The sequence below is a fragment of the Rhizobium sp. Root483D2 genome, assembly GCF_001426685.1.
Taxonomy (GTDB): domain Bacteria; phylum Pseudomonadota; class Alphaproteobacteria; order Rhizobiales; family Rhizobiaceae; genus Pararhizobium; species Pararhizobium qamdonense.
The window spans coordinates 1-18,941 of sequence record NZ_LMFB01000037.1 but is presented as its reverse complement, the minus strand read 5'-3'; the positions used below and the strand labels follow the sequence as shown (position 1 = coordinate 18,941).

Annotated in this window: 13 protein-coding genes; 7 read left to right on the top strand and 6 right to left on the bottom strand. The window is 59.9% G+C overall.

Translation table 11 applies throughout. The features are described from left to right. Positions 1 to 337: 337 nt before the first annotated feature. Positions 338 to 1,039, bottom strand: a complete 702-nt coding sequence (locus ASD32_RS22550) for a DUF1013 domain-containing protein (RefSeq protein ID WP_060640280.1) — start codon at positions 1,037 to 1,039, stop codon at positions 338 to 340. 235 nt (positions 1,040 to 1,274) lie between these two features. Between ASD32_RS22550 and acs the strand changes: the two genes are divergently transcribed. Beyond that, the gene (acs, locus tag ASD32_RS22545; protein ID WP_060640279.1) at positions 1,275 to 3,224 is read left to right on the top strand and encodes an acetate--CoA ligase; all 1,950 of its coding nucleotides are present in this window, start codon (positions 1,275 to 1,277) and stop codon (positions 3,222 to 3,224) included. Positions 3,225 to 3,260: 36 nt separating this feature from the next. Here acs and ASD32_RS29165 read toward each other — a convergent pair whose 3' ends face one another. The 3 genes from ASD32_RS29165 to ASD32_RS22535 are packed head-to-tail and all read right to left on the bottom strand — an operon-like array spanning position 3,261 to position 4,387. Then, positions 3,261 to 3,557: a hypothetical protein gene (locus tag ASD32_RS29165; protein ID WP_244490239.1), complete on the bottom strand. Its 297-nt coding sequence runs from the start codon at positions 3,555 to 3,557 to the stop codon at positions 3,261 to 3,263. 60 nt (positions 3,558 to 3,617) lie between these two features. Continuing rightward, positions 3,618 to 4,115, bottom strand: coding sequence for a thermonuclease family protein (locus ASD32_RS22540; RefSeq protein WP_348270748.1), 498 nt, complete (start codon positions 4,113 to 4,115; stop codon positions 3,618 to 3,620). Between the two features lie 23 nt (positions 4,116 to 4,138). Further along, on the bottom strand, positions 4,139 to 4,387 hold the full coding sequence (locus tag ASD32_RS22535) for a DUF1674 domain-containing protein (protein WP_060640357.1): 249 nt from the start codon (positions 4,385 to 4,387) through the stop codon (positions 4,139 to 4,141). A gap of 69 nt (positions 4,388 to 4,456) precedes the next feature. On the opposite strand from ASD32_RS22535, the gene htpX reads away from it, so the two are divergent. The 4 genes from htpX (at position 4,457) to purH (ending at position 10,466) form a co-directional block, all read left to right on the top strand. Further along, entirely contained in the window at positions 4,457 to 5,419 is a 963-nt protein-coding gene (gene htpX / locus ASD32_RS22530; protein ID WP_060640277.1) for a zinc metalloprotease HtpX, read from the top strand. A gap of 56 nt (positions 5,420 to 5,475) precedes the next feature. After that, positions 5,476 to 6,831, top strand: a complete 1,356-nt coding sequence (locus ASD32_RS22525) for an RsmB/NOP family class I SAM-dependent RNA methyltransferase (protein WP_244490237.1) — start codon at positions 5,476 to 5,478, stop codon at positions 6,829 to 6,831. Positions 6,832 to 7,040: 209 nt separating this feature from the next. Next, positions 7,041 to 8,726 carry a heparinase II/III family protein gene (locus tag ASD32_RS22520; RefSeq protein WP_060640275.1) on the top strand — a complete coding sequence of 562 codons (1,686 nt, stop codon included), beginning with the start codon at positions 7,041 to 7,043 and terminating at the stop codon, positions 8,724 to 8,726. A 126-nt stretch (positions 8,727 to 8,852) separates the two neighbouring features. After that, entirely contained in the window at positions 8,853 to 10,466 is a 1,614-nt protein-coding gene (purH, locus tag ASD32_RS22515; RefSeq protein WP_060640356.1) for a bifunctional phosphoribosylaminoimidazolecarboxamide formyltransferase/IMP cyclohydrolase, read from the top strand. A gap of 49 nt (positions 10,467 to 10,515) precedes the next feature. Here the strand turns inward: purH and ASD32_RS22510 are convergent, their stop codons facing one another. Beyond that, positions 10,516 to 11,904 (bottom strand): MFS transporter, encoded by a 1,389-nt coding sequence (locus ASD32_RS22510; protein WP_060640274.1) that lies wholly within the window; start codon positions 11,902 to 11,904, stop codon positions 10,516 to 10,518. Positions 11,905 to 11,946: 42 nt separating this feature from the next. After that, positions 11,947 to 16,734: an NAD-glutamate dehydrogenase gene (locus ASD32_RS22505; protein WP_060640273.1), complete on the bottom strand. Its 4,788-nt coding sequence runs from the start codon at positions 16,732 to 16,734 to the stop codon at positions 11,947 to 11,949. A 284-nt stretch (positions 16,735 to 17,018) separates the two neighbouring features. Between ASD32_RS22505 and pdxY the strand changes: the two genes are divergently transcribed. Together pdxY and ASD32_RS22495 are read left to right on the top strand one after the other, a co-directional pair. Then, the gene (gene pdxY / locus ASD32_RS22500) at positions 17,019 to 17,894 is read left to right on the top strand and encodes a pyridoxal kinase PdxY (protein WP_060640272.1); all 876 of its coding nucleotides are present in this window, start codon (positions 17,019 to 17,021) and stop codon (positions 17,892 to 17,894) included. Positions 17,895 to 18,109: 215 nt separating this feature from the next. Then, the gene (locus tag ASD32_RS22495) at positions 18,110 to 18,751 is read left to right on the top strand and encodes a carbonic anhydrase (RefSeq protein ID WP_060640271.1); all 642 of its coding nucleotides are present in this window, start codon (positions 18,110 to 18,112) and stop codon (positions 18,749 to 18,751) included. Positions 18,752 to 18,941: the final 190 nt, after the last annotated feature.

Below are 18,941 nucleotides of genomic sequence, written 5' to 3'. Positions count from 1 at the left end.
ATCAATATGTAAAATTCGGGATCGGACGACCCGGATTATAAAGCTTGGAATTTTATAGATTTTTAGCTGCACCCCTCACTCACCGTCATCCTCGCCCTTGAGGCGAGGATCCAAAAAACGGATACTGAACGGGCAAAAAAACCGACCCTGATGTCCGGTCATCTCCGCGCTTCTCATAAACAAGCCGGCCCCAAGTCTGGGGCTCAAAGACGTTTGACCAAAATGACATCGGAGCGCTGGATCCTCGCCTCAAGGGCGAGGATGACCGGAGTGTGTGGTTAGGCTCCCGGCGAATATCCAATTTCTCGGTTTGCAGTCAAGAACGGTGCGCTGCCAATCAGAAGGCTTCGTCTTCGTCCTCGTCCTTGCGATCGGACTTGAGGGCCTTGAGCTTGGAGAAGACGGCGTCGGCGTCGATCTCTTTTTCCTCTTCGCGATCGTAGGAGAACGGCAGCTTTTCCGTTTCCTTCGAGGCTTCCAGCGTGGCGCCGAGTTCGGCTGCGGTTGGGAGCGGGCGGCCCTTGTTGGCGCGTTCGACTTCGAGGTCGAGATCGATCTGGGTGCAGAGACCCAGCGTGACCGGGTCCATCGCCGTCAGGTTGGTCGAATTCCAGTGGGTGCGCTCGCGGATCTGCTCGATCGTTGACTTGGTGGTGCCGACGAGACGCGAGATCTGAGCATCCTTCAGTTCGGCATGATTGCGCACCAGCCACAAGATGGCGTTGGGGCGGTCCTGGCGCTTGGAAACCGGGGTATAGCGCGGGCCCTTGCGCTTGTTGTCGGGAACGCGAACCTTTGGCTCGGAAATCTTCAGCTTGTGGTTCGGATTGCCTTCGGCGCGGGCGATCTCGTCGCGCGATAGCTGGCCGGTGGCGATTGGGTCGAGGCCCTTGATGCCCTGGGCGGATTCACCGTCGGCGATTGCCTTGACTTCAAGCGGGTGCAGCTTGCAGAACGTGGCGATCTGTTCGAACGACAGAGCAGTGTTGTCAACAAGCCATACGGCCGTCGCTTTGGGCATAAGCAGTTGTTGAGCCATGGGTATAGTCCTTCTGTCCGTCCGCGCCGGTGTCGCGGGCCGTGGGGTGTAACCACTTAATTTCCGGGAAATTAGCGCCTCTATACCCTCGTCGTCTCAGAAATGCAATTCTTCTTGAAGAAATGACCTTTTGTCTAATGGACGCCGTGCTTTGACCTGATATGTATGGCGCCCGAAGCGGGCGAGCATGAGGAGATGTGCTGCCTGAAACTGCCTGCGCAGGGAGGAAATCATCATGTCTGCCAAAACCTATCCGATCCTGGAGTCCGCCCGCAACCGGGCTTTGATCGACGATGCGACCTACCAGGCCTGGTACAAGCAAAGCGTTTCCGATCCGGAGGCGTTCTGGGGCGAGCATGGCAAGCGCATCGACTGGTTTACGCCCTATACCAAGGTCAAAAACACATCCTTTGAGGGCGATGTCTCGATCAAATGGTTCGAGGACGGCATCACCAACGTTTCCTACAATTGCATTGACCGGCATCTTGAAAAGCGCGGTGACCAGGTGGCCATCATCTGGGAAGGCGACAACCCTTATGACGACAAGAAGATCACCTATCGCGAGCTGTATGAGCATGTCTGCCGCCTCGCCAATGTGCTGAAACAGAATGGCGTCAAGCAGGGCGATCGTGTCACCATCTATATGCCGATGATCCCGGAAGCCGCGTATGCGATGCTGGCGTGTACCCGTATCGGCGCAGTGCATTCCATCGTCTTCGGCGGCTTTTCGCCGGATGCGCTGGCCGGACGTATCGTCGATTGCGAATCCACCGTCGTCATCACGGCCGACGAAGGCCTGCGCGGCGGCAAGCCGATCCCGTTGAAGGCCAATACCGACCAGGCGATCGAAATCGCAGCTCGCGGCGGTGTCGAAGTCAAGTCGGTGATTGTCGTTCGCCGCACGGCCGGCAAGATCGCCTGGTTTGCCGAGCGCGACGTCTGTTACCATCAGGCCGTTGCCAATGTGGAAGCCGATTGTCCGCCGGCGCAAATGAAGGCCGAAGACCCCCTGTTCATTCTCTACACGTCGGGATCGACCGGAAAGCCGAAGGGCGTGCTGCATACGACTGGCGGCTATCTCGTCTATGCCTCGATGACGCATCAATATGTCTTCGATTATCACGAGGGCGATATCTACTGGTGCACGGCCGATGTCGGCTGGGTCACCGGCCATTCCTATATCGTCTACGGTCCGCTCGCCAATGGCGCGACAACACTGATGTTCGAGGGCGTGCCGACCTATCCGGATGCCGGCCGTCTCTGGGATGTGGTCGATAAGCACCAGGTCAATATTTTCTATACCGCACCCACAGCCCTCCGGGCGCTGATGGGCCAGGGCGATGCCTTCGTCACGCGGTCCAAGCGCTCCTCGCTGCGCACGCTCGGCTCGGTTGGCGAGCCGATCAATCCGGAAGCCTGGGAATGGTATTATCACGTGGTCGGCGACGGCCGCTGCCCTGTGGTCGATACCTGGTGGCAGACGGAAACCGGCGGCATTCTGATCACGCCTTTGCCGGGCGCCACGGCGTTGAAGCCGGGCTCGGGCACCCGCCCCTTCTTCGGCGTACAGCCGCAGCTGGTCGATGGTGAAGGCACAGTGATCGAGGGCGCTGCGGACGGCAATCTCTGCATTACCGACAGCTGGCCCGGCCAGATGCGCACCGTCTATGGCGATCACGAGCGCTTTATCCAGACCTATTTTGCCACCTACAAAGGCAAATATTTCACCGGCGACGGCTGCCGCCGCGATGAGGATGGCTATTACTGGATTACCGGCCGTGTCGATGATGTCCTGAATGTCTCTGGCCACCGCATGGGCACGGCCGAAGTCGAATCAGCGCTTGTCAGCCATGATTCGGTGTCGGAAGCAGCCGTTGTCGGCTATCCCCATGACATCAAAGGCCAGGGCATCTATTGCTACGTGACACTGATGGTCGGCCAGACCGGTTCGGATGATCTGCGCAAAGCACTGATCACCCATGTCCGAAAGGAAATCGGTGCCATCGCCTCGCCCGACAAGATCCAGTTCGCCCCCGGCCTGCCGAAAACCCGCTCGGGTAAGATCATGCGCCGCATCCTGCGCAAGATCGCGGAAGACGATTTTGGTTCGCTCGGCGATACCTCGACACTCGCCGATCCCGCTGTTGTCGATGACCTGATCGCCAACCGGCAGAACCAGAAGTAAGACGTCCGCTGAGCCGTTTCCGGCTAAGGGAATGGCTCAGCAATCGACCTGCTTGCGAATATCGTCCACCTGTTTCCGGGAATGGCAAATGTTTTCACAGGGAATCCCATCATCGTCAGCATCTGCGCGCCGGTAACCGCTGCACCACAGCGCTACAGCGTCTTCGCAGGACACGACTTGTTTGCAGGTCCGCGCCGCAATTCGATGAACGTCACCTGCGGTTTGATAAGAGACGTTTGGCGGCATGGAATGAACCGCGCCAACATTTGTCAGAATCAGACTCAAGCCAACAATAACGATGCGATATCGAGTACTCCCCATGCCGAAAGCCATGCAGAGGGTATCTCGTGGTGTCAACCAACCGGCGGCACCTCAAAATTGCAGCATTGGCTTTCACCAGCCGTTCGAACAGGTTTTTGGTTTGCCTCCGCCATCATAAGGCGTGACATATCCTGCAGATAACATTTCCTGAGCCGGATTCCGCCCATCGGAAAGGTGCATATCCGCGACGACCCTGCCAAAATATTTATCGCCGGAAATATGCGTCAACTGGATTGGGCCTTGGCCAACTGTCAGACTGTTAAGCGCTTCCCGTGCCTGCCGTCCAGCGTCTCGGGTGGCTGAACAGGCCGATTTCAGCTCCGGAGCATCGATGCCGCGCAGCCGCACATAGACCTCCATGGTCTGTTGCGGCCAGGGTTTTGCCGCGACCAGGATCGTATCGCCATCGATGACCCGGATGACCTCTGCGGTCACAGGCCCCGCAATATCAATTTTTCTGCCAGATTCTGACGCATGCGAAGACGCTGCCGCCAGAAGAACGGGGAGAGCGGCAGCAAGAAATGGAATGAGCCGATAGATCATAAATAGGAAAATATACCGTCTATCCATTCGGATCAATAGGAATTATTTCCTTAGAAATCGATGGCCCGGCCGTTGATTTCCCAGTCGCCAAAGCGGGATGGTTCGGCGCCGCCGCGCCCACCCAATTCCTCCGGCAGTTGCACTGGCTTTTGCGCCTTTCGGCGTTCTTCCGCTTCGGCGAGCGCCCGCTTGGCGGCTGGCGAAAGAGGCTTGCGCGGCTCGACCGGCAAATTGTCGTTATCGTTTTGCATGCGAATTTCCGCGAACACGTTGAAGAATGCGCCTAATGTCCCCATCATATAGGAAATCTTTGTTGAAGCGAAACCGTGATTCACGTGAAACATCGGCAAACTTTGGAGACGTGACTGATGAACCTGATGCGCACCGCGATGCTTCTGGCCTTTATGACCGCATTGTTCATGGCGGTCGGCTTTCTCATTGGCGGCAAGGGCGGCATGATGATCGCGCTCGTCATTGCCGCCGGCATGAATTTCTTTTCCTATTGGAATTCCGACAGTATGGTCTTGCGCATGTACCGCGCGCAGGAAGTCGATGCGCGCACGGCGCCGGAATATTACGGCATCGTGCGTGACCTGGCCGCCAATGCCGGGCTTCCCATGCCCAAGGTCTATGTCATCGATAATCCACAGCCGAACGCTTTTGCAACGGGGCGTAACCCCGAAAATGCTGCGGTGGCAGCATCGACCGGTCTCCTCAATGCGCTGTCTTATGATGAAGTCGCAGGCGTCATGGCGCATGAACTGGCGCATGTGCAGAACCGCGACACGCTCACCATGACGCTGACGGCAACGCTGGCCGGTGCGATCTCCATGCTCGGTAATTTCGCCTTCTTCTTCGGCGGCAATCGTGAAAACAACAATCCGCTGGGGTTCATCGGCATCATTGTAGCCATGATTGTCGCACCCCTGGCGGCAGCGATCGTGCAGATGGCGGTCAGCCGCACACGCGAATATTCGGCCGACCGGCGCGGCGCGGAAATATGCGGCAAGCCTCTGGCTTTGGCCTCGGCACTGGCCAAGATTTCGAATTTCGCCCATCAGGTGCCGAATGATCAGGCCGAGCGCAATCCGGCCACAGCACATATGTTTATCATCAATCCGCTGTCGGGCGAGCGCATGGACAATCTATTCTCCACGCATCCGGCAACGGAAAACCGCATCGCGGCGCTGCAGCAGATGGCCCAGGAGATGCAACCGGTCTCGACGCCGCCGGTCAGGGCTGATACTCCCGTGCGCAAATCGCGCTCCGTGCCGCCGACAGGCTGGGGTCGCGGTGGTTCCGAACCACCGAAAAAAGGTCCCTGGTCTTGACGTCTGACGATTCTAAAACTGATTCACATCCGAAACGAAATAACCGCCCTGCCCGTTTGCGCGGCCAGAGTGCTGAAAATCCGGCCTTCGAGCGTAGCGACAAGCCGGGAATCCGGGCGCGGCAAGCGGCTGCCAAGATGCTAGCCGCCGTCGTTGACCGCAAGACGTCGCTGGATGGCATGCTGGATGCCGGCAATGGCAATCCGGTCTATCGCGAACTGAATGAAGCCGACCGCGCGCTCGTCCGGGCCATCCTCAATTCGGCGCTGCGGCAATTGCCGCGCATCGAAGCGATGATCGGCTCACTGTTGCAGAATCCGCTGCCGGAGGGCGCCCGCGCGCTTGATCATGTTCTGACTGTTGCTGCGGCGCAAATCCTCTATCTCGATATTCCCGATCATTCCGCCGTCGACCTCGCGGTCGAGCAGGCACAGATCGATCCGCGCAACAAGCGTTTTGCCAGTCTTGTCAATGCCGTGCTGCGCCGCATGTCCCGCGAAAAGCAGGATCTGCTGGAAAATGTCGGCGAAAAAATCCCGGCAATTCCAGCCTGGTTCCATAAGCGCCTGGTGACTTATTATGGTGCGGACGAGGCGGCACGTATCGCCGATGCGTTATTGGCGCCTGCAGCGATCGATCTGACGGTGAAATCCGATCCGCAGGGCTGGGCTGAGAAGCTGAATGGCCGTCTGCTGCCGACCGGCTCGGTGCGGCTGGCCGGGTTTTCCGGCTCGGTGCCATCGCTCGAGGGCTTCGAGGATGGCGAATGGTGGGTGCAGGATGCCGCCGCAGCGCTGCCCGCCAAGCTTTTCGGTGATCTTGCAGGCAAGCGTGTCGTCGATCTTTGCGCCGCACCAGGCGGCAAGACGGCGCAGCTCATTCTGGCTGGCGCTGACGTCACCGCACTCGACCAATCGGCGAGCCGCCTCAAGCGCCTTAAGGGCAATCTGGCGCGCTTGGGACTGGCAGCCGCGACCCAGGAAATCAACATGGCCGATTTCCGCACCGGCGAGCTGTTCGATGCCGCGCTTCTTGATGCGCCCTGTTCCTCGACCGGCACGATACGCCGTCATCCGGATGTGCTTTGGACCAAGGGGCCGGAGGATATCGAAAAGCTGGCTGTTCTCCAGGAAAAGCTACTGCGTCATGCGCTGACACTGGTCAAACCCGGCGGTCTCGTAGTCTTTTCCAATTGCTCGCTCGATACGCGCGAAGGTGAGGATGTCACCGCGCGTGTCTTGGCCGATGGCGATTGCGAACGGGTGGCGATCCGTCCGTCCGATTGGTCAGGTCTGGAAAAAGCAGTGACCCCGCTTGGAGAATTCCGCACCACACCGGCCATGATCGATCCACAGGATGGGTTTGCGGGCGGCTTGGACGGTTTTTATGCCGTCGTCCTGCGCAAGATTTAGCGACAGCTCTGTCAACAGCCGCATGACGGGCGTCAATTGACGCTCGTTAAGCCTTTACCTAAACAAGAGGGGTGCGATCCATAAAAGTTTAACGATTTTTCAGGCACGATCGTCGTCCTGGCAGTATCTGGTACGGACAGCAGTCATTCCGGTTTTTCAGCGCCGTATGAGGCTAGTCCGGGAGTAGGGGAGACGCGCAGGCGTCGAAAATGCAGATTTCAGACCGGCAAAGGCTTCTATATCTGTATGCGCGTGAGGGCTGGCGGCGGTTCTCGCGCAGGCTTGCCTTGGGCCGCAACACCGCATTCCGCTTTGCTGGGACAACACCGGACCGCCTGATCGTCGCGCCGACGGATCTGCGCGCCATTGATCCCTTCGTGGCGCAGGAAATCCTGCAGGGCCGCTTCCCCCTGGCCGGCCGTGTGCTGGACGTGGAAGGCGAATCCCCGTTCGAAATGGATTTGCCATCGCACGAATTCGCCGTCCGGTTGCATTCTTTCGGATGGGTCCGGCATATGCGTACGGTCAAGGACGACGAGGCGTTTGCGCATCTGCGCCATATCGTCAATGACTGGATCGTCACGCATGGCCGCTATATCGGCGGCATCGCCTGGGACGCGGATATCATTTCGCAGCGCCTCATCGCCTGGCTTTCGCATTCGCCGATCATCCTGCGCAATGCCGAACATCCATTCTATCGGCGCTTTCTGAAAAGCCTCGCCTTTCAGGTGCGCTATCTGCGCCATATTACCGACACGACCTGCGACGGCGAGGCGCGCCTGCGCGCCCGTATCGCGCTCGCCATGGCCTCGGTTGCCATGCCTGCATCCGAAGCGACGATCCGCAAGGCCGCCCGCAATCTCGATGTGGAGCTGGACCGGCAGATTTTGCCCGATGGCGGCCACAGCTCGCGCAATCCGCGCACGGGTCTGGAATTGCTGATCGACCTTTTGCCGCTGCGCCAGACCTACGTCAATCTTGGCCATGAGGTGCCGGCAAAGCTCATTCCCTGTATCGACCGCATGTATCCGGCGTTGCGGTTCTTCCGGCATGAGGGCGGCGAACTTGCCCTGTTCAATGGCGCCACCTCGACGCTGGCTAACGAGCTGATGGCCGTGCTGCGCTATGACGAAACCGCCGGTGCAGCCTTCAAGGCGCTGCCGCATCTTCAGTATGAGCGGTTGGCGCATAACAATGTCGTCGTCATCATGGATACCGGCAAGCCGCTGTCGCCGGAATTGTCGCGCACGGCGCATGCCGGCTGCCTGTCGTTTGAAATGTCGTCGGGCCGCCACCGGTTCGTCATCAATTCCGGATCGCCAAAGTTTGCCGGCGAACGATTCCGCCAGATGGCGCGTTCGACAGCGGCCCATTCGACCGTGACGATCAATGACCGTTCTTCATCGCGCCTGTCGCAATCCGGTTTTCTCGGCCCGATCGTCACCGGCGGCGTCTCCAAAGTGAATGTCCGCCGTGAAGAGCGCGCCGGCCAGCCGGATGCCGTCATCGCCAGCCATGATGGTTACGCGCAGGCCTTCGGCCTTGTGCATGAGCGCGATATCGGAATTAACGGCCAGGCCAATGCCGTTCGCGGCCGCGACCGGCTGTTTCACCCGGATGGCTCGGAACCGGCGCAGACCCATAGCGCCGTCGCCATTGCGCGGTTTCATATTCATCCCTCGATCACCATCCGCCAGCACAGCGCCCATGAAGTCTATTTGAGTGCTCCGGATGGTGAAGTCTGGCTGTTTACCTGCCGCGACGGCGAAGTCGCGGTTGAGGAAGACATTTTCTTTGCCGACCCATCGGGCTTGCGTAAGTCGTCGCAGCTGACCGTCACCTTCGCGGCGGCCTCACAGCCGGAAATCCAGTGGATTTTTTCCCGCGAAGCGTAACAATGGTCCCGTCAGCGCATTGATTGCCGTGACTGCGGTTTCTTCAGGCAGAAAGCTGTGTTAACGGCAGGCGGACATTTGCCGGAAGACCCTCCCGATATCCGGCGCCTACCAAGGAGCTTGATGATGGCTGTCGCCTCCAAGAAAATTCCCGCCCCGGACCATGTCACGGTCCGTACCGCCCTCCTCTCCGTCTCCGACAAGACCGGCATCGTCGATCTCGCCCGCGCGCTGCATGATAAGGGCGTGCACCTGGTCTCAACCGGCGGCACGCACAAAGCGCTGGCCGATGCCGGCCTGCCTGTGACCGACGTGTCCGAGCTCACCGGTTTTCCCGAAGTGATGGATGGCCGGGTGAAAACGCTGCATCCGGGCGTGCATGGCGGCCTTCTGGCGATCCGTGACGACGAAGACCATGTTCAGGCGATGACCACACATGGCATTACCGGTATCGATCTCGCCGTTATCAATCTTTATCCGTTCGAGGATGTGCGCGCCAAGGGCGGCGATTACCCGACGACGGTGGAGAATATCGACATCGGTGGCCCGGCCATGATCCGCGCCTCGGCCAAGAACCATGCCTATGTCACCGTCATCACCGATGCCTCCGATTATTCCGGGCTTCTGGCAGAGCTTGGCACCGGTGCCGCCACGTCGTTCCAGTTCCGCCAGACAATGGCCGCCAAAGCCTATGCGCGCACTGCCGCCTATGACACCGCCATTTCCGGCTGGTTCGCCGAGGTGCTGGATACGCCGATGCCGCTTCACCGCACCATCGGTGGGGTGCTGAAGGAAGAAATGCGCTACGGCGAAAATCCACATCAGAAAGCCGGATTCTACGTCACCGGCGAGAACCGCCCGGGCGTCGCGACCGCGACCCTTCTGCAGGGCAAGCAGCTTTCCTACAACAATATCAACGATACGGATGCCGCCTTCGAGCTGGTTGCCGAATTTCCGGCCGATAAATCCCCGGCCGTCGCCATCATCAAGCATGCCAACCCCTGCGGAGTGGCAACCGGCGCCACCCTGCTGCAAGCCTATGAGCGGGCGCTTGCCTGCGATTCCACCTCGGCTTTCGGCGGCATCATCGCGCTCAACCAGGAACTGGATGGCGCAACGGCGGAAGAAATCGTCAAGCTGTTCACCGAAGTCATCATCGCCCCCTCGGTCAGCGATATCGCCAAGGTGGTCATCGCCGCCAAGCCGAACCTGCGTCTCTTGATCACCGGCGCCCTTCCCGATCCGCGCATACCCGGCCTGACGGCAAAAACCGTTGCCGGCGGCCTCCTGGTGCAAACGCGCGACAATGGCATGGTTGAAGATCTCGAGCTGAAGGTCGTCACCAAGCGTGCGCCGACGGCACAGGAACTGGAAGACATGAAATTCGCCTTCAAGGTGGCCAAACATGTGAAGTCCAACGCTGTCGTCTATGCCAAGGATGGCCAGACCGTGGGCATCGGGGCAGGCCAGATGAGCCGGGTCGATTCCGCCCGTATCGCCGCGTTGAAAGCCGAAGAAGCCGCCAAGGCTCTCGGCCTGCCCGCGCCGCTGACACGCGGTTCGGCTGTGGCGTCCGAAGCCTTCCTGCCCTTCGCCGACGGCCTGCTGTCGATGATCGCGGCCGGCGCCACCGCCGTCATCCAGCCTGGCGGCTCGATGCGCGACCCGGAGGTCATCGCCGCCGCTGACGAGGCCGGCGTGGCCATGGTGTTCACGGGCATTCGCCATTTCCGGCATTGATGCTCAAGCCCAAAAAATTGCTCAGAAACCCGCCTCTCCGGCGGGTTTTTTATGCAGGTCTATTCGCCGGGTAAGGAGTGCGAATGAGAATCAGCAATCCAACGGCCAAAAACACGACCAGCGCCATCATGCCGATGCGGGCGGAGCCGGTTACAAGCGTCACGGTGGCGACGGCGGCGGGGGCGAGGAAGGTCGTTGCGCGTCCTGAGAGCGCGTAGATGCCGAAATACCGGCCGGCCTCTTCGGGGCTGACGCTGCGCGCCATATACGAGCGGGACGACGCCTGGACCGGGCCGAATGCAATACCAACCAGCAGGCCGAAGACGATATAGGCCTTTTCCGCAGCGGTGCCGAAAAGGCCGCCTGAATCGGTTGCAGGCAGCGGGAGCAGGCCGAACAGCGTATAACCGGGCCCGGTCGAGACGATCCCGAGCGTGGCGATGGTCAGGCAGATGAGGCTGGCGGTGACGATCACCTTCGATCCGAGCTTCGCATCAAGCCGGCTGGCATAGAGGCAGCCGCCGATCGCCACCACATTGAGAATGATGCCATAGACGCCAAGTTCGACTGTCTGCCAGGCAAACATGCTGGCTGCAAACGTGCCGCCCAGCGCCAGTAGACCATTAACGCCGTCCTGAAAGATCATCCGGGCGATCAGAAAGCGCAGGATGCCGGAGCGGTGGCGCAGTTCGCTGATCGTGGCGCGCAGTTCCAATACTCCGCTACGCACCGCAGTCATCGCCGGCATGGCCGCCTTTTGCGCATCGGGTGTAAACAGGAACATCGGCAGGATGAACACCAGATACCAGAGGGCCGAGATCGGCCCGGTGACCCGCGCGTCGGCGCCGGTTGCCGGATCGAGACCGAACAATGGATCGAGCCCAAGAATTGTTTTGCCGGATTCCGGGCTACCCGCAAGCAGCGTTACAACCGCGATCAGCACGATCATGCCGCCGAGATAGCCCAGTCCCCAAGCCATGTTGGAAATCCTGCCAATTTCTTTTTCACCCACGAGGCGGGGCATCATCGAGTCATTGAAAACGATCGAGAATTCCGCCGCGATCGACGCAAGAATGATGAAAATGAACGGATAGATCAGTGATGAGCCGGGAACCGCAAACCAGAGCATCGCCAGCGAGACGATCTTGATGACGGCGAAGAAGGCAATCCAGGGTTTTCGGGCGCCGGTCTGGTCGGCGATCGATCCGAGCACTGGCGACAGAACCGCGATCACGATGCCGGAGATGGTCAGCGTATAGCCCCACATGGCCTGGCCGTGAGCCGGATCATCCGTGAGCCGTGACACGAAATAGGGGCCGAAGATGAAGGTGATGATCACGGTGAAGAACGGCTGCGCCGCCCAGTCGAACAGCATCCAGCCGCCAAGGCCGGCGCGCGATACTTTCGGTTCGTCGCCGGCCGGTGCTGAAATGCTCACTCTGTTCTCCACTGCTGCTTGCCCCGTTCAGGGCAAACAGTGTCACCTCATCCTGTTCTGTGCAAGATCGCTGAGCAAACCGGCCGCAACCGTGATTTTGGCCAGTGTCGTCTCGCCCTTTTCCGTCAACTGCGTCAGCTGGTCGGTAACGCGGGAAATCCGGCTATTGTCGCTGTCTCGCCAGGCTGCGACCGGATTGCGCTCATCCTTCTTGTCGGTGAGTGCGGCAATCGTGATGTCTTTACGCGCAGTGGCGATGTCGTTGATGCTGCGCGAGAGCGCCATGGCCTCGTATTGCTCGGTTGCCGAAACGCGCTCGGCAGCTGCCAGGAGCCGGGCGATCCGCAGGTTCTGCGTCACGCCGAAATAGCTCTGGGCCGTTCGCGCCAGCGATACGCCGGTATCGGCGGCAATCTGGATGATCTCCGGCACGAAGGTCATGACAGCAAGAGAGGCAATCTCTTCGGCGAGAGCCGCCGGCACGCCACGCTCGATAAAATAGTCGGTCCTTTGCCGTACCTCGGCCGTTGCGTCTTCAGGGAGCGAGCTTTGCAAGGCTGTTTTGAGTTTGCGCAGCGCGTCGCGTAGCTGCTCAATCGCTTCGCCGAGCGGTGCCTGCATCGCCGTCGTCCGCAATGTGCGTTCGGTGACGATCGCGAAAATATGTGCGGCTTCCTGATAAAGCTCGTTCTGCACTGTACCGCTGATAACGTTGTCGAGGGCGTCAATATCGCTGTAGATCCGCGTCAGGTCATAACCGTCACGGGTGAGCACAGCCGCCTTGACCACATCCGCCGGCATGAAGCCGGTTTGATCGATCAGCGTGCTGACAAAGGCCGGTCCGCCGCGATTGATGACGTCATTGGCCAGAACCGTGGCGATGATCTCGCGGCGCAGCCGATGCCCGTTGATATCGGCGGCATGGGCCTTGTGCATCTTGGCTGGAAAATAATCGCGTAATGTCGTTGCCAGATAATCATCGTCGGGCAGGCCGCTCGCGACAATCTCGTCGAACAGCACGATCTTTGCGTAGGACAGAAGCACGCCGATCTCGGCGCGTGTCAGCGTCTTGCCGCTCTGGTAGCGCTCGCTCAGCGCCAGGTCGTTCGGCAGCACTTCTACCTTGCGGTTGAGATGGCCGTCCGCTTCCAGCCGGGTCATGAGCCGGGCAAGAGCTGTCCGGTTGCCGGCGCCCTGCATTTCCGTGAGAGAAATCGATAGCGACTGTTCGTAATTGTTGCGCAGCACCAGCGCTGCCACCTCGTCGGTCATCGATGCCAGAAGCGTGTTGCGTTTAGCGCGCGTCAGCCGCTCGTCGCGCATGGCGGAGGCCAGCGCGATCTTGATATTGACCTCGAAGTCGGAGGAATTGACGCCGGCCGAGTTGTCGATCGCGTCGGAATTGCAGCGTCCGCCCTTGAGGCCAAAGCCGATGCGGCCGCGCTGGGTTACGCCCAGATTGGCGCCCTCGCCGATCACCTTGGCGCCGACATCGTCCGCCGTGATGCGGATTGCATCATTGGCGCGGTCGCCGACATCGGCATCGGTTTCGTTTGCCCCGCGCACATAGGTGCCGATGCCACCGAACCAGAGCAGATCGACGGGGCTCTTCAGGATCGCCGTCATGATTTCCGATGGCGTCGCCTGGCTTTTTTCAAGACCAATTGCCGCCATCGCCTGTGGCGTCAGCGCCACCGATTTTTCCGTGCGCGGAATGATCATAGCGCCGCGTGACAGCGTCGAGCGGTCATAGTCCTGCCAGCTGGAGCGCGGCAGGCCGAACATACGCTTGCGCTCGGCAAAGGATTTTTCGATATCCGGATCAGGATCGATGATGATGTCGCGGTGATCGAAGGCGGCGATCAGCCGGATTTTCTCCGACAAAAGCATGCCGTTGCCAAACACGTCGCCGGACATGTCGCCCACGCCAACAACAGTGAAGGGTGTCGTCTGGATATCGATATTCATCTCGCGGAAGTGCCGCTTGACGGTTTCCCAGGCGCCGCGCGCAGTAATGCCCATCTTCTTGTGGTCGTAGCCGGCCGATCCACCGGATGCAAAGGCGTCGTCCAGCCAGAAGCCGGCTTCCTGCGCCAGGGCGTTGGCTGTGTCGGAGAAGGTCGCGGTGCCCTTGTCGGCGGCGACAACGAAATACGGATCGTCTCCATCCAGCCGCAACGTATCGGCCGGGGCGACGATGTCCTGGCCGACGATATTGTCGGTGATCGACAGCATGGTGCGGATATAGGTCTTGTACGCCTCGGTCCCGGCCTTGAAAATTTCGTCGCGCGTACCGCCGGCCGGCAGTTGCTTCGGATAGAAGCCGCCCTTGGCACCGACGGGAACGATCACGGCGTTCTTGACCTGCTGCGCCTTGACAAGGCCGAGCACTTCGGTGCGGTAATCCTGTGACCGGTCCGACCAGCGCAGGCCGCCACGGGCCACCTTGCCGAAGCGCAGGTGCACGCCTTCGACCTGGGTTCCGTAGACGAAGATTTCGCGGAAGGGACGCGGCTCCGGCAGGCCGTCGAGGATTTTTGGATCCAGCTTGAATGCCAGCATCACTTTCGGATTGCCGCTGGTATCGCGCTGGAAATAGTTGGTGCGTAGCGTCGCCTCGATGGCGTTGACGTAACGGCGCAGGATCTGATCTTCGTCAAGGCTCGGGACGGCGTTGAGCGCCTCCTCGATCGCCGCTCTCAAAGCTGCCGTGCGCTTGGTCTTCGGCTTGTCTTCCAGCTTGGGGTCCATGCGGGTGACGAAAAGCTTGAAGATATCGGCTGCGATGGAAGGATATTTGTTCAGCGTCTCGGCCAGATAGCCTTGCGAATAGGTGATGCCCGTCTGGCGCAGATAGCGCGCATAGGCGCGCAGCACCGTCACTTCGCGGGCGCTAAGGCCTGCAAGCAGGATCAGCCGGTTGAAGCTGTCATCCTCGACCAGGCCGTTCCAGGCAGAGAGATAGGCCTCTTCCAGCATCGGTCCGGTCTTGTCGAGATTGAGCAAGTGCCCGTCGCGGTGGATCAGCTCCATGTCGTGGAGAACGACGAGCCGCTCGCCGCCCTTGGCGCAGGACGCGGTGATATCATAAGTCTGTTCGCTGATGACCCTGAAACCGAGATTTTCCAGGAGCGGAACCCGGTGCGAGAGCGAGACCGGCTCGCCCGTATGGAAAATCTTCAGCTCCAGCGATTGCGGGCCTTTGCCGCGCTTCTGGTAAAAAGCGATGCGGATCGGATCGTCCGGCGAGCAGGCGGCGATATCGGCGAGATCGGCATGCGCCTCGGCCGGCGTGAAGGCCGCCTGATAGGCCGCATCGACGGAGATCTCGACGCCGTCGTGACGGGCGAGCAGCTTGAACCGGTCGATCCAGCGGGTGACGATATCGCGAACCGCATCTTCGAGCTTTGCCTGCGCCACGCGCGGCGTCTTGCCGCCGGAACGGCCAATGATGAAATGCACGCGCGCAAGGCCGCCTTCCGGGAAAGCCGGGTAATAGGCGGACACGCGGCCGTCATAGACGGTCTTCAGATAGGTGCCGATCTTCTCGCGCACGTCGGAATCATATTGCTCGCGCGGGACGTAGACGATGACGGAGACGAAACGGTCGAAATGGTCGATACGCGGCAGAACCCGGATTCGCGGCCGGTCGGCCAGCTCGTTGATCTGCTCGCAGAAGCTTGCCAGAAGGCTGATATCGATCTGGAACAGATCGTCACGCGGATAGGATTCCAGCGTATTGGTCAGCATCTTGCCGGAATGGCTCTGCGGATCGAAACCAAAGTGATCGACAATCTTCTCGACCTTGAAGCGCAGCAGCGGAATGTCGGCGGCCGGGCGCGTATAGGCGCTGGAGGTGAAAAGACCGACGATGCGCAACTCGCCGGTAACATTTCCGGCCTCGTCGAAGCGCTTGACGCCGATATAATCCATATAGGCGCGGCGGTGCACGACCGATTTGACATTGGCCTTGGTGACGATGAGGAAATCCGGACCGTTGAGGAAAGCCAGAATTTCCGGCGTCGTCAGCACCGCATCCTTGCCCTGGCGCAGCACGCGCACATCGGGGTTGGAGAGAATGCCCAGGCCACGGCCTTCGCCACGCTCGACCACGGCATCGTCACCCTTGCCGGAATAGGTATATTCCCGCATGCCGAGGAAGGTGAAATTATTGGCGCGCAGCCAGCGCAGGAAGGCCAGCGCCTCGTCGCGATCGCCCTTTTTGCGGCTCGGCGCATGGTTTTCCAGCTCGTTCATCGCCTGGTCGAGCAAAACCGTCATCTGGCTCCAGTCGCCGACGGCCTGGTGAACTTGGGAGAGGACGTTGGCGATCCGCTCCTTGAGGTCCTCGGCTTCCGTTTCGGTCAGACGGGCGAGATGAATCTGGATATGGCTGATCCGCGTTGCCGGATCGCTTTTCTCTTCCGGATCGAAGATCTTAGCCGGCTTGCCCGCTTCGAGAACCAGAATGGGATGCACGGCAAGATGAATGTCACGATGGGTGGTGGTGACTTCCCCCATGATGGAATCGTAGAGAAACGGCATGTTGCGGTCGGTGACGGACAGAACCGAAACCTCGTTACCGCCGGGGGCAATGCCCTCGACGGTCTCGACGCTGATGACCGGCCTATCGCTTTCCGTGCGGTTGATGGCTTCCAGTGCATGGGCGGCGGTCAGCGCCAGCATATCGGGCGTGTAGGCATCGAGATCGTCATGGCTGGCGCGGCGAAAAAGGATATCTGGAGCAAGCATTTTGCGCCCAAGCGCCTTGCCGGCGTCGCTCACCGCTTCGAAATGAAGGTCTTTTTTCGGATTGTATTTGGTGCCCATGACGTATCTCCCCGCAATCACCATTTTGGCCGAACCTAACAGAAGAATTGCCCATGGCGATTGTTTTTGTGGCTATTTTTCGGTCAGATTGATCCAAATCGGAATGGCTTTATGAAATTTTCGGCAAGAATCGGCCGATTTTCAGATTCAATCGGTTGTATCAGCATATTTGTTTATTCTCACTAACGAGCCTGAAATGGCCGTTCCGATCTTTTGTCAGGTGCAGTTGACAGCGGCATGACTGTCGGGCGATCTGGGCAGGTCGAAACAGCGGAAAATCAGAAATGTCCGAGCCTGCCTCCGGCGCCGTCATCGTCATTTCCAGCCATGTGATTCGCGGATCCGTCGGCAATCGCGCCGCCGTGTTTGCGCTGGAGACGCTGGGCTATCCGGTCTGGGCGGTGCCGACGGTGATCCTGCCCTGGCATCCCGGCCATGGTCCCTCGACGCGGGTGACGATCGGCGAGGATGATTTCAATGCCGTCATCGACGATCTCATCCGTGCACCTTGGGCGGGGGAAGTCCGGGCCGTCCTCTCTGGCTATCTTGGCGGCGCCCATCAGGCGCAAGGTGTCGCACGGCTGGTGAACGCCTTGCGGGTGAACAAGCCGGACCTGTTTTATGCCTGTGACCCGGTGATGGGCGATGTGGGTGGGCTCTATGTGCCGGAGGCGACGGCGGTCGCGATGCGCGACATATTGTTGCCGCTCGCCTCTCTCGCCACGCCGAACCGGTTCGAACTGTCCTGGCTGTGTGGCGCCGAGCTTGAAACGAACGCCGCCTTTCTCGAAGCGGCGCTGTCGCTCGGGCCTGCCCGCATGTTGGTCACGTCGGCCGTCCCGATGATGCAGGGCAGTACCGGCAATCTCTATCTGTCCGGCAATCATGCGCTTCTGGCCGAGCACCGGTTGATCGACAATCCGCCGAACGGCACCGGCGATCTCCTGGCGGCACTGTTTGTCGCGCGGCTTCTGGAAGGGCTGAACGAGGAGCGGGCCCTGCAGCTCGCCACCGCCAGCGTCTTTGAGATCATCGCCCGCACCGGCAAGCGCGGCGCCGATGAGTTGACGCTCGAGCGGGATGCGTCCAGTCTGGCAACGCCGATGGCGATGGTTCAGATGCGCAGGCTGATGCATCCCGGGCAGAAACGCCGGTCCTGATATTTCCCAGCGCACTTCCTCTTGCCAGCCTATAGCTTGAGCGAATAAACCGTTTCCACCCTACGCAAACCATACGGAGAATATCACGGATGTCACCGGCGGCGCGGGCTGCCGAAAATTTCGCTGTGTGCGGCGCACAAAGATGATATGCCGCGTGCGGCTGACAGACAAAACAGACATCTCAATTCTCTTAAAAGTTGGAGTGATCGAGCACCATGCAGCGTTTCCCGGAATATTTGCTGAACGGCTACAACAACTTCATGAGCGGCCGCTTTAGCGAGCAGCAGCAGCGCTACAAGGCTTTGGCCGAAACCGGCCAGCAGCCGAAAACCCTGGTCGTTGCCTGTTGTGACAGCCGCTCGGCGCCGGAAACCATTTTCGACAGCGGTCCGGGCGAGCTTTTCGTGGTGCGCAACGTTGCCAATCTGGTGCCCCCTTATGAGCCGGACGGGCAATACCATTCGACATCGGCGGCGCTTGAGTTCGCCGTGCAGGTGTTGAAGGTCAGCGATATCGTCGTCATGGGCCATGGCCGCTGCGGCGGCATCAAGGCAGCGCTGGATGTCAATGCCGAGCCGCTCTCCCCCGGCGATTTCATCGGCCGCTGGATGAACCTTTTGAAACCCGCTGCCGAACAGATCCACAGCAACAACATCATGACGGCGGCGGAACGCCAGCGGGCACTGGAGCGGGTCTCCATCCGCAATTCCATCGCCAATCTGCGCACGTTCCCCTGCGTCCAGATTCTGGAGCAGCGGGGGAAGCTGCAGCTGCACGGCGCCTGGTTCGATATTTCGACAGGGGAGCTTTGGGTGATGGACCCCAAAACCGGCGATTTTGTGCGCCCGGGAATGTGATTTTTCGGGGGGAGCCTTACGGGCCGGTCGGCGACGGGAACGTCCGCCTGCTGACTGTGTGGAGTTGTCCAATACGGAGGCCAATTTTACCGTACAACTCTCCCCGCACTCCGTCATCCTCGGGCTTGATGTAAAGCCCGGAGACATCCCTGACAGGTGTTCGGAGACATGCTTTACACATTTGGCTGGG

Bases quoted from the DNA above. Each gene is read 5' to 3' on its own strand.
- ASD32_RS22540 (WP_348270748.1), bottom strand. From the start codon at position 4,115: ATGGATAGACGGTATATTTTCCTATTTATGATCTATCGGCTCATTCCA.
- ASD32_RS22550 (WP_060640280.1), bottom strand. From the start codon at position 1,039: ATGGCTCAACAACTGCTTATGCCCAAAGCGACGGCCGTATGGCTTGTT.
- ASD32_RS22495 (WP_060640271.1), top strand. From the start codon at position 18,110: ATGCAGCGTTTCCCGGAATATTTGCTGAACGGCTACAACAACTTCATG.
- htpX (WP_060640277.1), top strand. From the start codon at position 4,457: ATGAACCTGATGCGCACCGCGATGCTTCTGGCCTTTATGACCGCATTG.
- purH (WP_060640356.1), top strand. From the start codon at position 8,853: ATGGCTGTCGCCTCCAAGAAAATTCCCGCCCCGGACCATGTCACGGTC.
- ASD32_RS22535 (WP_060640357.1), bottom strand. From the start codon at position 4,387: ATGATGGGGACATTAGGCGCATTCTTCAACGTGTTCGCGGAAATTCGC.
- ASD32_RS22520 (WP_060640275.1), top strand. From the start codon at position 7,041: ATGCAGATTTCAGACCGGCAAAGGCTTCTATATCTGTATGCGCGTGAG.
- acs (WP_060640279.1), top strand. From the start codon at position 1,275: ATGTCTGCCAAAACCTATCCGATCCTGGAGTCCGCCCGCAACCGGGCT.
- ASD32_RS22505 (WP_060640273.1), bottom strand. From the start codon at position 16,734: ATGGGCACCAAATACAATCCGAAAAAAGACCTTCATTTCGAAGCGGTG.
- pdxY (WP_060640272.1), top strand. From the start codon at position 17,019: ATGTCCGAGCCTGCCTCCGGCGCCGTCATCGTCATTTCCAGCCATGTG.
- ASD32_RS29165 (WP_244490239.1), bottom strand. From the start codon at position 3,557: ATGGCTTTCGGCATGGGGAGTACTCGATATCGCATCGTTATTGTTGGC.